This window comes from Ruegeria sp. AA6 (assembly GCF_056542865.1).
Genome location: NZ_JBQGAN010000032.1, coordinates 24835 through 38375 on the forward strand (window position 1 = coordinate 24835; position 13541 = coordinate 38375).

12 protein-coding genes are annotated in these 13541 nt (G+C 55.6%); 6 read left to right on the forward strand and 6 right to left on the reverse strand.

What is annotated here, in order from left to right:
• The first annotated feature begins 157 nt into the window (after positions 1-157).
• Entirely contained in the window at positions 158-922 is a 765-nt protein-coding gene (locus ACR0LN_RS21600; protein WP_170724910.1) for an SDR family NAD(P)-dependent oxidoreductase, read from the forward strand.
• Here ACR0LN_RS21600 and gcvA read toward each other — a convergent pair.
• Positions 910-1854, reverse strand: coding sequence for a transcriptional regulator GcvA (gene gcvA, locus ACR0LN_RS21605; RefSeq protein ID WP_480432648.1), 945 nt, complete (start codon positions 1852-1854; stop codon positions 910-912). The two genes, ACR0LN_RS21600 and gcvA, sit on opposite strands and share 13 nt — an antisense overlap.
• Positions 1855-1947: 93 nt before the next feature.
• Between gcvA and ACR0LN_RS21610 the strand changes: the two genes are divergently transcribed.
• Positions 1948-3147 carry a serine hydrolase domain-containing protein gene (locus ACR0LN_RS21610; protein WP_245223334.1) on the forward strand — a complete coding sequence of 400 codons (1200 nt, stop codon included), beginning with the start codon at positions 1948-1950 and terminating at the stop codon, positions 3145-3147.
• A 7-nt stretch (positions 3148-3154) separates the two neighbouring features.
• Here the strand turns inward: ACR0LN_RS21610 and ACR0LN_RS21615 are convergent, their stop codons facing one another.
• The 3 genes from ACR0LN_RS21615 to ACR0LN_RS21625 are packed head-to-tail and all read right to left on the reverse strand — an operon-like array spanning position 3155 to position 6818.
• Positions 3155-4942, reverse strand: a complete 1788-nt coding sequence (locus ACR0LN_RS21615) for an ABC transporter ATP-binding protein (protein ID WP_170667826.1) — start codon at positions 4940-4942, stop codon at positions 3155-3157.
• Positions 4939-5814, reverse strand: a complete 876-nt coding sequence (locus ACR0LN_RS21620) for an ABC transporter permease (RefSeq protein WP_142638852.1) — start codon at positions 5812-5814, stop codon at positions 4939-4941. Before ACR0LN_RS21620 ends, ACR0LN_RS21615 begins: the two co-directional genes overlap by 4 nt.
• Positions 5811-6818 carry an ABC transporter permease gene (locus ACR0LN_RS21625; RefSeq protein WP_480432652.1) on the reverse strand — a complete coding sequence of 336 codons (1008 nt, stop codon included), beginning with the start codon at positions 6816-6818 and terminating at the stop codon, positions 5811-5813. Before ACR0LN_RS21625 ends, ACR0LN_RS21620 begins: the two co-directional genes overlap by 4 nt.
• 134 nt (positions 6819-6952) lie before the next feature.
• On the opposite strand from ACR0LN_RS21625, the gene ACR0LN_RS21630 reads away from it, so the two are divergent.
• From ACR0LN_RS21630 to ACR0LN_RS21645, 4 genes are all read left to right on the forward strand, one after another.
• The gene (locus tag ACR0LN_RS21630; RefSeq protein ID WP_254447391.1) at positions 6953-8551 is read left to right on the forward strand and encodes a fatty acid--CoA ligase; all 1599 of its coding nucleotides are present in this window, start codon (positions 6953-6955) and stop codon (positions 8549-8551) included.
• A 16-nt stretch (positions 8552-8567) separates the two neighbouring features.
• On the forward strand, positions 8568-9752 hold the full coding sequence (locus tag ACR0LN_RS21635; RefSeq protein ID WP_170709388.1) for an acetyl-CoA C-acyltransferase: 1185 nt from the start codon (positions 8568-8570) through the stop codon (positions 9750-9752).
• Between the two features lie 120 nt (positions 9753-9872).
• Positions 9873-11450 carry an ABC transporter substrate-binding protein gene (locus ACR0LN_RS21640; RefSeq protein ID WP_170724908.1) on the forward strand — a complete coding sequence of 526 codons (1578 nt, stop codon included), beginning with the start codon at positions 9873-9875 and terminating at the stop codon, positions 11448-11450.
• Positions 11451-11553: 103 nt separating this feature from the next.
• On the forward strand, positions 11554-12657 hold the full coding sequence (locus tag ACR0LN_RS21645; protein WP_170709391.1) for a glycine cleavage T C-terminal barrel domain-containing protein: 1104 nt from the start codon (positions 11554-11556) through the stop codon (positions 12655-12657).
• Positions 12658-12701: 44 nt separating this feature from the next.
• Here the strand turns inward: ACR0LN_RS21645 and ACR0LN_RS21650 are convergent, their stop codons facing one another.
• Both ACR0LN_RS21650 and ACR0LN_RS21655 read right to left on the reverse strand, forming a co-directional pair.
• Positions 12702-12842 carry a hypothetical protein gene (locus ACR0LN_RS21650; RefSeq protein WP_171212423.1) on the reverse strand — a complete coding sequence of 47 codons (141 nt, stop codon included), beginning with the start codon at positions 12840-12842 and terminating at the stop codon, positions 12702-12704.
• Positions 12843-13188: 346 nt separating this feature from the next.
• Complete coding sequence (locus ACR0LN_RS21655) at positions 13189-13485, reverse strand: type II toxin-antitoxin system RelE/ParE family toxin (RefSeq protein ID WP_480432658.1); 297 nt, start codon at positions 13483-13485, stop codon at positions 13189-13191.
• Positions 13486-13541: the final 56 nt, after the last annotated feature.

Genomic DNA, 13541 nt, shown 5'->3' on the forward strand with positions numbered 1-13541 from the left:
CGAAACAACAGCGCAGGTTTGTGACCCGACCGTCCCGACATATTGCACTGCACGCGGAGGCAAAGTGTTTTTTGGTTGGCCAAAGGGTAAATAGAACTTCGATGTTTACCTTCTGGTTCTGGGTTAAGAAGTTTTGAACAAACGGAGATTATCACGCATGGATATTGAAGGACTATCTGCGATCGTGACCGGGGCAGGATCAGGACTGGGGCTTGCTACTGCACAGGCGCTCAGCAAAGCCGGAGCACGAGTTACCTTGCTGGACCTCGATGAAGTTCGGGTAAAAAACGCGGCAGCGGAAATCGGCGCGCTTGGCATAGGTTGTGATGTTATCAACAGTTCTGCGGTCGAGGCCGCTTTGGATCTGGCCGAAGACCGGAGCGGACCAATTCGCATAGTTGTCAACTGTGCGGGCATCCCCGGCGGTATGCGACTTGTCGGACGGGACGGTCCAGTTGATATGGAAGCTTTCGCGAGGGTGATCAACGTCAACCTGATGGGAACCGTCAGCGTCATGACGAAATGCGCAGCCCGGATGATGCAGCAGGAGCCGCTCAATCAAGATGGCGAGCGCGGGATTATCATCAACACAGGCTCGATTACTTCAATCGAGGGTCAAATTGGGCAGGGGGCTTATGTGGCTTCAAAGGGCGCGATTGCCAGTCTGACATTGCAGGCCGCCCGTGAATTCATGCCCCGCGGAGTGCGGGTCATGACAATTGCGCCCGGATTATTTCGCACTCCGATCGCTGATCATATTCCGCAGGAGGTAATCGACGGGATGCTAGATGGCCGGATGTTTCCAAACAGGTTTGGCGAGCCCGCGGAATTTGGGCGCCTTGCCGTTAACATCATCCAAAACCCTATGCTGAACGGCGAGACCATTCGTCTTGACGCAGGCGTGCGGCTTCAAGCCGGATAGGTCTCTCGAATGCGCTTGTTTTCGAGGTCGTTTTCTGACGTCTCGATCAGCCACTCGCGAAAATTTTGGGCATCAGGATGGTCGCGATCCGCTTCCGGTGCGATCAAGTAGAAAGCCTCCTGCAGGGGCGCTTCGAGCTCGAAGGGTTCAACAAGTCGTCCGCGCTCGATCTCGACGCCGCACATTGAGGACCGTGCTAAAGCTACACCGCCACCACGAGAGGCAAACTCGAAAGCAAGCAGCGAGGTGTCGAACTGTAACCCCTGGCCCGAGTTGACACCGCTTGCCTTTGCATAACGCAACCAGTCAGCCCAACCCTCCTCGTAACCGAGCACGTGTAGCAGGCGATGGTGGGCAAGATCATCTGGTTTGCGGATCGCTTTGGAACCCTCAAGCAAAATTGGAGAGCAAACCGGTTTGATCACCTCCCAAGTTAACCGGTCGGCTTTGTATCCTGGCCACTTCCCTGTGCCGTATTGGATATCGAGATCAAACCGCTCATTGTCGAACTGATCTCCCCATACACTTGAGACCAGACGCACTTCAGTGTCCGGGTGGCGGTCAAAGAATCCCTGAAGTCGCGGCGCGATCCAGTTAACTGAATACCCGACCGGCGCCCGCACGGTCAGGACTTCGGAGCGCCGCAGGCCAAACACTTCCTCGGTTCCCGCGGCCAGGCGTTCAAAGCCGTCTCTGACCTTCGGTAGATAGGCGGCGCCCACTTTGGTCAGGACCAGACTTCTGGGTTTGCGCTCAAAGAGCGGCTCGCGCAAGTAATGCTCCAGCAATTTCACTTGTTTGCTGATCGCTGCTTGTGTCAGGTTCAGTTCCTGCGCCGCATGGGTAAAGCTCAGATGCCTGGCCGACGCTTCGAATGCGCGCAGCCAGTTCAGGTGGGGAAGTCGCCGTGTACTCATGGCCAACTCAAGCATAATTTCAGTTAGGTTATAGATAGATTATCTATCGCTTGAACGCCAAGAGAATCTCGGTGCAGATTGACGTTGAGACTATATGGAGCTGACGACTTGCAACCAGAAGATACCTTGGGATTAGACCCGATTAAGCTGTCGCGCATCACCAATTGGATGAACGCCCATGTGCATGACGGACGCCTTTCTGGTCTGGCTGTGCAAATATCTCGCCGGGGAAAGATATGTTTTTCGGAGCGTGCGGGATTTGCCGATGCAAAGTCGAAGCGGCCTGTATTACCTGATACTATTTGGCGCATCTATTCGATGACCAAACCTGTGACCTCACTCGCCCTACTTATGCTCTACGAAGAAGGGGCGTTTCAACTGGATCAGCCTGTTTGCGACTTTCTCCCAGATTTCGCAAACCCGCAGGTCTGGAAGGGTCCTGGTCACGCTCTGAACGAGACCGAGCCAGCTGACCGGGGTATTACAATCCATGATCTTCTCACACACCAGGCGGGGATCGTCTATGGTGATCCGCAGGGAAACGAGCTGGAGCGTGCCCTTTCGGATAGCGGTCTCGACTTTGACAGAGGTCTTACGACGATGGCGGAAGCTGTTGAAGTGCTAGCGAGTTTTCCCTTGGCCTTTCAGCCGGGTGACCGTTGGTTTTATGGCCTTTCGACGGATGTTCTCGGCCATTTGATCGAGGTTATCAGTGGTCAGCCTCTCGGCGAATTTCTTAAGACACAGATCTTTGATCCGCTCGGAATGGTGGACACAGGCTTCGCCGTATCGGCCGATAAGTCTGGCCGCTTGGCCACGCTCTATGACCGCGCGCCAGGCGGCTTTGTTGCTTCTGATGATCAGAAAGGTTTCATTGCGCCGGTTACCTTGGAAAGCGGGGGCGGTGGGTTGCTCTCCACAATGGACGACTACCAGCGTTTTGCAACGATGCTTCTTCGGCGCGGCAGATGTGACGGAGGCAGGTTACTAGGGCGCAAGGCTTTTGATCTAATGGTGTGCAATCACATGGGCGGCGATTTGGCGAGCCGGGGACAGGCTCATTTCAGCGAAACTACCTTTGAGGGGGTTGGCTTCGGACTCGGTGTGTCGGTGATGTTAGACCCGGCGCGGGCCAAAATCATCGGCTCACCCGGTGAATTTGCCTGGGGCGGTATGGCCTCGACCGCCTTTTGGGTGGACCCGATCGAGGAGATGACTGTGATACTTATGACGCAGCTAATTCCTTCGAGCGCCTATACCCTGCGCCGTGAGCTTAGAGTTCTGAGTTACCAGGCGCTGGTGGACTGAGGCGACGTCAGTCTAGGGGCAGGTTCGTCTGGGTCAAATGGCAAGCGATGCTCAATCCACCGGGTAGGTCATGCAAAGGTGGAGTCCGAGTATCACATGTTCCCGCAATGATATGGGTGCAGCGGTTGGCGAAGGGGCAGCCCCGCGCACCGATTTCGACGCTGCCAGCGCTAGCCGCCTTTGCCTCGCTTGTATCTGCCACGCCTTCCAGCCAGCCTTGGCGCATCTCGGGCACCGAAGATAGCAACAGCTTTGTGTAGGGGTGAAAAGGCGGGCGAAAAACCGCTTTTGATGGTCCCTTTTCGACGACACGTCCGGCATACAGTACAACCACCTCATCGGCGAAAGAAGCTACGGTGGAAAGATCGTGACTGATGAACATGTAGGCGACGCCCAGTTTGTCCTTCAGCGATTTCAGGAGTTCGATCACACCTGCGGCCACCACGGTGTCCAGCGCCGAAGTCACCTCGTCACAAAGGATCACCTTGGGCTCGGCGGCAAGCGCGCGAGCGAGATTAATGCGTTGCTTTTGCCCACCAGACAGCTCTCCGGGATAGCGGGAGGCGAAATCGCGAGGAAGATCGACCAGTTCCAAAAGGTCGCCGACCTTCTGGGCGCGTGCGCGCCCCTTGAGGTTCAGATAGAATTCCAGAGGACGGCCCAGGATATCGCTGATCCGTTGCCGAGGATTAAGCGCCGTGTCAGCCATTTGAAAGACGATCTGGCAATCCTTGAGCGTTTCAATCGACCGATCCTTCACTGCTGGAGCGGCGGTATTGCCATCGAGTTGGACTTCTCCGCCCTTTAACGGTGTGAGGCCCGCAACAACTCGGGCAAGTGTGCTTTTTCCACAACCACTTTCGCCAATTACGCCCACGACCGAAGCGGCAGGTACATCGACGGATACATCAGAGAGAATGGTCAGAGCTCCATAACCCGCAGTCACGTTCCGTGCCGAAATCACCGGCCTCTGAGCCAGATCTGTCTCCACGTGATCCACCAAGTGTGGAGCAGGACGGACAGCCTCCATCAGTGTGCGAGTGTACTCGTGCTGTGGGTGGTGCAAGATCTGATCCGTTGTGCCTTCCTCGACCATCTCGCCGTTTTTTAGCACTAGAATTCGGTCAGCCACCTGCGAGACTACGGCGAGATCATGTGTGACATAAATCGCGGCGGTACCCTGATCGCGGATAATGTCCTTAAAGGCTTTCAGCACCTCGATCTGGGTCGTTACGTCAAGCGCAGTGGTGGGTTCGTCGAGTATCAGAAGGTCGGGTCCACAGGACATGGCCATTGCAGCCATCAAGCGCTGCAACTGACCACCCGAAACCTGATGTGGAAACTTGTCGCCGACGGTTTCCGCGGCGGGCAAGTCAAGTTTGCGGTAAAGCTCTATTGCATTCGCGGTCAGAGTTTCGGCATCTCCGGTGCCATGCCAAAGAGGTGCCTCGATAACTTGCTTGCCGATCCTAAGCGCAGGGTTGAAGCTAGCTGCTGCCGATTGTGCCACGTAAGACACTTCGTCCCCGCGCAAGCTGTGGCGGTCGCGTGGGGGCAATTTCATAATGTCCCGTCCGTTCAGCCAGACTTCACCCCCTGAGATGCGACAGCCGGGGCGGGCAAAACCCATTGATGCCAGAGAGATCGTAGATTTGCCCGAGCCGCTTTCGCCAATGAGTGCCAACACTTCGCCCTTGGCGACGCTCATGGACACGCCCTTGACAATTGGCACATAGTTACCGCCTGGGGGGCGTCCCTCGACGCGCAGGTCCTTGATGGTCAGAATGTCGGTCATTGGTCGATCTTCTCCAGAACAGTTTCGCCTTGCTGGCGCTGTTGGAACCAGTCAACAAGCAGGTTCATGGAAACGGTCAAGGAGGCAATGCATGCAGCTGGTATAAGCGCTGCGGACGAACCGAGGAACAGCCCCCCCACGTTTTCCTGCACCATGAGCCCCCAGTCGGCCGCAGGTTCTTGCACTCCTAGGCCAAGAAACGACAGGCCCGAAAGGAACAGGATCGAAAAGGTGAATCGAAGGCCAAACTCGGCAATCAAGGGGGCCATGGAATTGGGTAAGATCTCACGTGTCAGAATCCACCAGGTGCCTTCGCCCCGCGCACGGGCAGCCTCGACAAAATCCATAACGCCGATGTCATAACCAAGTGCTCGAGAGACACGGAATACGCTGGTCGAGAGGACCAACCCAACAGTCAGAACAAGCACTGTGATAGAAGTACCGAAGGCGCCTATGACAACCAAAGCCAATAGGGTGGAGGGGAAAGCCATGAATGCCTCGACAACGCGGCTTACTACGATATCGAACCAGCCTCTCAGAATCGCGGCGGCAAAACCGAGTGCGACGCCGAATAAAAAAGAGATCATGGTGGTGACAAGTGCCAGCAACAGCGTTGTACGTACTCCATAGATCAGGCGGGACAATACATCTCGTCCCAGCTTGTCAGTACCCAGCAAACCGCCTTCGCCTATTGGTGCAAAGGTCTGGCCTGAGATGATTTCGGCTTCACCATGGGGTGCGATCCATGGCCCAAAAAACGCAAGGATGAGCCAGAACAGCAGCACCGCGCCGGCAATACCTGCAGTCCAGGTCAGGCGCAGGCCCGCAAAGACGGAGGCCCGGGGAGTGGGGATATCGGTTGCTTCGCTCATTTTGGGTACCTTAAGCGCGGGTTCGCCATGATGGACAGGACGTCGGCCAGTAGATTCAGAAGGATATAGACAGTGCCAAAAATCATTGCACAGGCCTGGATGAGTGGAATGTCCCTCAGAGTGACACCGTCGACCAGAAGCCGCGTTAAGCCGGGTACGCCAAACACGGTTTCAACGATAATGACACCGGACACCATGTAACTCAGATTAAGTGCAATAACCGTGAAGATCGGCGACAGCGCGTTAGGCAGCGCGTGGCGCAAAACCAGCCTACGCTTGGGCAAGCCCTTGAGTGCTGCCATCTCCAAGTATGGGGAGGTGAAGATGTTGATGACGGAAGAACGTGTCATCCGCATCATGTGCGCCAGAACGGCAAAACTGAGGGTGGCTACGGGGAGAGCCAAGGCCCGGAAATTCTGCCAGAAATCAAAGTAGGGCCGCGTGTTGGCCGACGCGGAGAGCCACTTTAGTTCGACTGCAAAAACTTTCATCAGAATGAGACCAATGAAGAATTCAGGCACTGCAATCAACGCAAGTGTGGTCACGGCAAGAGTTTTGTCGATCCGGCCACCGGCGCGCATCGCAGACCAAAGGCCAAGAGCCAAAGACATCGGTACCGAGATTGCCGCTGCCAAAAGCGCAAGCCGCAGAGTGTTCCACATACGGCTTTCTATCATGTCAGCCACAGGTCGCTTGGTGGCCAATGATGTCCCCAGATCCCCTTGGATCATACCGCCCAGCCAATCGAGATAACGCACTACTGCAGGGCGGTTGAGTCCCATCTCTTCGCGAAGCGCGGCAAGCGATTCTTCGGTGCGGCTTTGTCCTAGAATGGCTTCAGCAACGTCGCCCGGAAGGATTTCCGTCGCGCCGAAGATAATGATGGAAGCAAGGAGCAAGGTTAGTAAACCCTGAGCCAGGCGGGTCAGAATAATTCGGTACACCTTGGTCCTCCCTTCAAGGCTTCCGGCATATTCGGCGCAAGCTTGAAGCGAGACAAACAACCATAGCGACCAGTTTGGGGTCGTTTTGGTTATAGCAAAGGCATGTGTATTCTTTTGTTTGGGCAAAGACCGAGATTTTGTTGTTTGTTCCGCAGGGCTGGAGAACGCAAAGACTGGGGCGATCGGAGATGCCCATGACTGCCTATTCCTACCCATTGTTGATCAAGCAAATCCTCGCCACGCCGCTGGCAAACACGCCAGATCAGGAGATTGTACACGCCGATACGAAGCGGTATGACTATCGCACTTTTGCCAGGCGCGTCGGTCAGGCTGCAGGGGCGTTGCGCTCACTTGGCGTGGGTGAGGGTAGCGTTGTGGCCGTTCTGGATTGGGACAGCCATCGGTATCTCGAGTGTTTCTTTGCTATTCCGATGATCGGGGCCACGCTGCATACCGTGAACATCCGATTGTCGCCGGATCAGATCCTCTACACGATCAACCATGCAGAGGACGACGTAATCCTGTGCCACGTCGACTTTTTGCCACTTCTACTCGAGATCTCTGAGCGGATCGAGCGGCCTTGGCGGTTGGTAATCCTCAGCGACGATGGGGTGTTCCCCGAGGTGGAGTCCTCGGAAGGCGAGTACGAGGCCCTGCTGCAGCAGTGCGAACCGGAGCAAGAATTCCCGGATTTTGACGAGAATATCCGAGCGACGCTTTTCTACACGACCGGTACCACAGGTGATCCCAAGGGGGTCAGCTACTCCCAGCGCCAACTGGTTTTGCACACAATGGCGGTCGCGGCCGGGTTAGGCCCGGTACCAGGCGGCGGGCTGAACCGGAGCGATGTCTACATGCCGATAACCCCGCTGTTTCATGTGCATGGTTGGGGCATACCCTATGTCGCCACATTGATGGGCCTTAAACAAGTCTATCCAGGTCGTTACGATCCCGCCCGCCTTTTGGGGCTAATCGAAAAGCACGGTGTTACGTTCTCGCATTGTGTACCGACGATACTTGCGATGCTTCTGAATGCACCTGAAGTCGCGCAAACAGATCTCAGCAACTGGAAGGTCATCATAGGCGGTTCTGCTCTGTCCGAAGGTCTGGCAAGGCAGGCATTAGAGCACGGAGTTGACGTGCACGCTGCCTATGGCATGTCAGAGACCTGTCCGTTCCTGACAGTGGCGGACATGATGGCCACGCGGGACCCGCAAACACCGCTGAGTGCTCGGATTGCAACAGGAAAACCCGCGCCATTTGTGCAAATCCGTGTGGTTGATTGGGATATGAACGATGCCCCTCGCGATGGAAGGACGACGGGAGAAATTGTGGCGCGCGCGCCCTGGCTAACTCAAGGTTATCTGAAAAACGAGGCCGGGACGGGGGCACTTTGGCAAGGCGGCTGGCTGCATACTGGAGATGTCGGGTTCATCGACGAAACGGGCACGTTGCGGATCACCGACCGGGTTAAAGATGTGATCAAGACCGGAGGCGAATGGGTGTCTTCGCTTGAATTGGAAAACCTCGCGAGCACCGTTGAAGGTGTGAGTGAAGCGGCCGCCATTGGCGTTTCAGACACGAAATGGGGGGAACGCCCTATGCTGATTGTTACCTGCTGTGATGAAACCGAAAAAACCTACGACCGTCTTCGTATGGCGTTCGATGTGGCGGTTGACCAAGGGGCGATTTCGAAATGGGCGATCCCAGACCGGATTGAGTTTACCGACAGCTTGCCAAGAACGTCGGTTGGCAAACTGGACAAGAAGGCCCTTAGGGCCCGGTTCATCTAATAGGAAGGTTCGTGATATGAAAGATGTCGTTGTCGTATCAACCGCTCGAACACCCATAGGGTCGGCTTTCAAGGGTGCCTTCAATAACTCGAAGTCGCCGACACTCGCTGGACACGCCATACGAGCCGCCGTCAGTCGGGCCGGTATCGATCCAGCAGAGGTAGAAGATGTGGTGCTGGGATCGGTACTGACCGCTGGGACTGCCGGCCTGAACATCGCCCGCCTGGCAGCGCTTGCAGGTGGTCTCCCGGCAACGGCTGCAGCCCAGACTCTCGATCGTCAATGTGCCTCGGGCCTGATGGCCATTGCCACAGCGGCAAAACAGATTTCGGTCGACGGAATGGGCATTGTCGTGGCGGGAGGACAAGAAAACATTTCCGCGGTGCAGGCCAGGTATTTCGACTGGGTTATGGACGAAAAAGACCCAGCGGTAGTCCAAGCCTCAGAGCACGCGTATATGCCGATGCTTGTAACCGCCGAAAATGTAGCGCGTCTGCACGGGGTAACTCGTGAGGCACAGGATGAATTCGCGGCACTGTCGCAAACGCGCACGGCCGCCGCCCAGGCTGCAGGAGCATTCGACGATGAAATCGTACCTGTAACAGCGACCAAGCTGGTCAAAAACCGTGAATCTGGCGAAATTACCGAAGAAACCGTTACGGTTCGGCTGGACGAAGGCAACCGGCCGGGAACGACAATCGAAACGCTTGCGGGGCTGAAGCCGGTTGTTGAAGCCGGTGTCGTGACCGCAGGAAACGCGAGCCAATTGTCCGACGGGGCATCGGCCTGTGTGCTGATGTCGGCCCGTATGGCCGAACGGCGCGGCTTCGCTCCACTAGGCGTATACCGGGGCCTTGCTGTGGCAGGTTGCGCTCCAGAGGAGATGGGCATGGGACCAGTTTATGCTGTTCCGAAGCTACTGGAGCGTGCCGGATTGAAAGTGGATGACGTTGGTCTTTGGGAATTGAACGAGGCTTTCGCAGCCCAGGCCATTCCCTGCCGGGACCAGCTGGGTATTGACCCCGAAAGGCTAAACGTGAATGGCGGCGCGATTTCCGTCGGTCACCCCTATGGAATGACTGGCTCCCGGTTGGTTGGCCACGCGTTGATTGAGGCGAAGCGGCGCGGGGTTCGGTATGTGGTCGTCACCATGTGCGTCGGCGGTGGTATGGGCGCGGCTGGGCTTTTCGAAGTCTGCTGACATTTCCATAACCTCAGTTATGGCAAAGTCATGGAATCGGTTGTTTGTGTACAGGGTGCCGTCCGCTCAAACTTCGATGAACAGCGGGTGCAACCCGCATCGGTCATCTGGGAGGAAAAAATGTCCGATATCGATAGCTTGGTACGCCAATATAAGGCGGGATCGCTCAGTCGTCGCGGTTTTTTCAAACGCGCAGGCGCTTTTGGTTTATTGGTGCCCACAGCAAGCAGCATTCTTGCACAGGCTGGTCCCGCATACGCTCAGTCGCCAACACGCGGTGGCTGGCTGCGGATCGCGCAGGGCAACACCGATGATACCCTAGAGCCCGTCAGGATGACGGACACTTCGGATGCAGTCTACGGCAATTGCGTCTACCAGCGATTGACTCGTTTGCTACCCTCGCTTGAGGTCGAAGGCGACGCTGCAGAGGAATGGAGTGTCAACGATGCAGCGACCGAATGGACATTCAAGTTGCGCGATGGCCTAGTTTTCCACAACGGTCAGAACGTCACCTCAGCCGATGTAGTCGAAAGCCTGTCGCGCCACATTGCCGAGGGTTCGGAATCGCCTGCCAAGGCTCTGCTTTCGACAGTCACTGCAATCGATGCACCCGATGCTATGACCGTAAAGATCACCTTGTCCTCCGGCAATGCAGACCTGCCGGTGATCATGTCAGACTACCATCTGTCCATCCATCCAGCCGGGCACAGCGATTTCACGAATGCAATTGGCTCCGGCCCGTTCAAGGTGATGGAATTCATTCCCGGCGAGCGAGTGGTTTTCGAACGTTTCGAAAACTACTATGAGGACGGTAAGCCTTACCTAGATGGCTTGGATTTCATCCCTGTTCCGGACGCAAACGCAATGTTGAGCGCGTTGTTAGCGGGGGATGTAGACTCCGTATACGACGTTCCGGCCTTCGCTGTTGATCAGCTCAACTCCAACGACGCTGTGACGCTTCACAATACACCGACTGGTTCGTTTACCAACATGGTGATGATGGTGGACCGCGCTCCGACAAATGACGCGAATTTCCGTAAAGGTGTCAAACACGCGTTGGACCGTGAACTTGTTTTGAACCAGGTGTTCAAGGGAATAGGTACTATTTCAGCAGACACACCGATTGGCCCGACCTACAAGTACTGGTGCCCGGACGTAAAGCCTGCCGAATACGATCCCGACAAGGCAAAGTTCTACTTCGACAAGGCAGGGGTTTCGGGCTTCGACCTCCATACGTCCGAGACTGCTGGGAATTCGGCAAACGACATTGCCTTGACTTTCCAGCAATCTGCAAAGGGAGCGGTAGATGTAAATGTGATAAAAACCCCATCGGACGGGTACTGGACCCACACCTGGATGCAGAAACCAATGACCATGTCGGGCTGGAACGCTCGACCTACTGTCGATGCCTTCCTGACCATCGCTCACATGAGGGGTGGCAGTTGGAACGAGACCATGTGGGGTTCTGACGAATTCGATTCCATGATCCTGGCGGCCCGCGCCGAATTGGATGAGGCAAAACGCGCGCAGATGTATTGCGACATGTTGCATATGATGAACGACGATGGCGGCTTTGTGAACGCCGTGTTCCAGAACCAACTTGAGGCAACAGCACAAAACGTCATGGGGTACACACCCCATCCGGTTGGAACTCTTGGTGGGTTTGGTCAGACTCTACGCAATATCTGGCTTACCTAAGGCTGCTTTCTCCCTGTCAGTGGCACCAGTCAACTGACCTTGGGTCGCCGGTTCCACCCGGACCGGCGGCCTTCTCTTGTCTCCCTTAAATCGCGATCAAGCCATGTTCTCTATTTCTCCGTCCACGCGTCTGCGCACATCACCCTTCTATGAGGCCACCTTGGCCGATGGTGTGTGTGCTATGACAACTTACAATCACATGTTGATGCCGACCTCCTATGGCAGCCCAGAGGAGGAGTACTGGCGCATCATCAACGATGTCTCGATGTGGGATGTTGCGGTAGAGCGGCAAGTGCAGCTAAAGGGCCCAGATGCCGGGCGTCTGGCGCAAATCCTTGCGCCGCGAGACCTTTCAAAATGCAAGATGGGCCAAGGCAAGTATGTTCCACTTTGCAACCACCATGGCGTGCTTATCAACGATCCAATCCTACTGAAGCTGGACCAAGACCGCTACTGGCTGTCTATCGCGGACAGCAATATCTGGTTCTGGGCCGAAGCCGTCGCACGAGAGCGCGGATTGGATGTGGAAGTCAGTGAGCCTGATGTCTCACCTCTGGCCGTGCAGGGTCCCAAGGCGGAAACTGTGGTTGCCTCGATCTTTGGTGATTGGGTGCGAGACCTGAAATACTTCTGGTTCCGGGAAACCGAAATTGACGGTATTCCGGTCGCCGTCGCCCGGTCGGGCTGGTCCAAACAAGGTGGGTTCGAGATTTACCTGATGGATAGTGCCAAAGGCACTGCACTCTGGAACATTGTCAAAGAGGCCGGCCAGCCACACGGTATTGGTCCAGGGAACCCCAACTGGAGTGAGCGAGTCGAGAGCGGTCTCGTTTCCTATGGAGGCGACACCGATGGACAGACCAATCCCTACGAAGTCCGCATGGGCAAATATGTGGACTTGCATGTGCCTGACGACACGATTGGGATCGATGCGTTGCGCCGTATTGCGGATGAGGGGCCGAAACGGCATCAATTGGGGGTTGTGCTGGACGCTGGCAGTCCTGCAAATCCAGAATTCACTTGGAACGACATAGAGAAAGGGGGGGTAAAAATTGGTGATTTGACGACGTGCGCCTGGTCTTTCCGGATGAAAAAGAATATCGGCTTTGCTTTGGTCTCGGTCGATGCCGAACCCGGCGACAGGGTCACGGTAAAACGTGGCGCTGGACCGGTTGGCGCAACGCTTTGCGAGTTGCCTTTTCTCTGAGAGCACGACGGACCTGGTCACCAAAACGAAAGGGCAAATTCCGATTATTCAATGAACCGATGTGCTTTTCGTCGGGTCGCCCAACCCTTGTTGTCCCACACACTCATGTGGCCGAAGAACTCATCCAGATCTGCTCCATCGCCAGTGGTGCAGATCACCACGTCTAGGTAGAGTTTTTCGACCACTAGCAAGTTCAATGGCGCGGAGCGAGAAGCCGACGGGTCGCTAACGGCGCTGACTGACCAGTTTTTAGCCCAGAGACAAAACCAACACCCAGACCGTACATTACTGCGTCTTTCAGGATCGGGAAACCACCAACCATCGCATGACCAAAGCTCACCAATCGCGCAGATCCAGCTCTGAGTGGACCACTCTCCTCCATGACCCTGATGGCATCCAGACTGAAATCCTTGGCTAGGTCTTAGTTTTGAACCGCAGGAATGCACTCGAGATTCAGCACTGTTCGGCTATTAAAAGGTAGCCGACTTATGAGAACTGCCGGCCGATCGCTCGGCCAATGGATGCGTGGGGTCAGGACAATAGGCGCAGCAGAATGTGCGCATCGTGGTTTTGACCACTATAGAAGACAGCGAGTACGCGTACGATCAGTTTGTCATCGTCGACTTCAAAATAAATGATCGCTTTGATCTTGGTTACGTTCCGAATGTTATTGCCGAGATGTGGTCTTAGGGTGCCTTGATGTGGAACGTTCGCCAGGCTTTCGAGGCTCTCCTGAATCTCTATGACGCGCTTCTCAGCGCGCAGAAAAGCGGTTTCCAGATCTTCGCCAAAGGGTGTTGTCACGTTAACCGTCGTTCGGTTGCTCATGCTTGGATTTGGACATAGGTGACATCGATGAATTCATCGTCGATCAGCTACAAGCA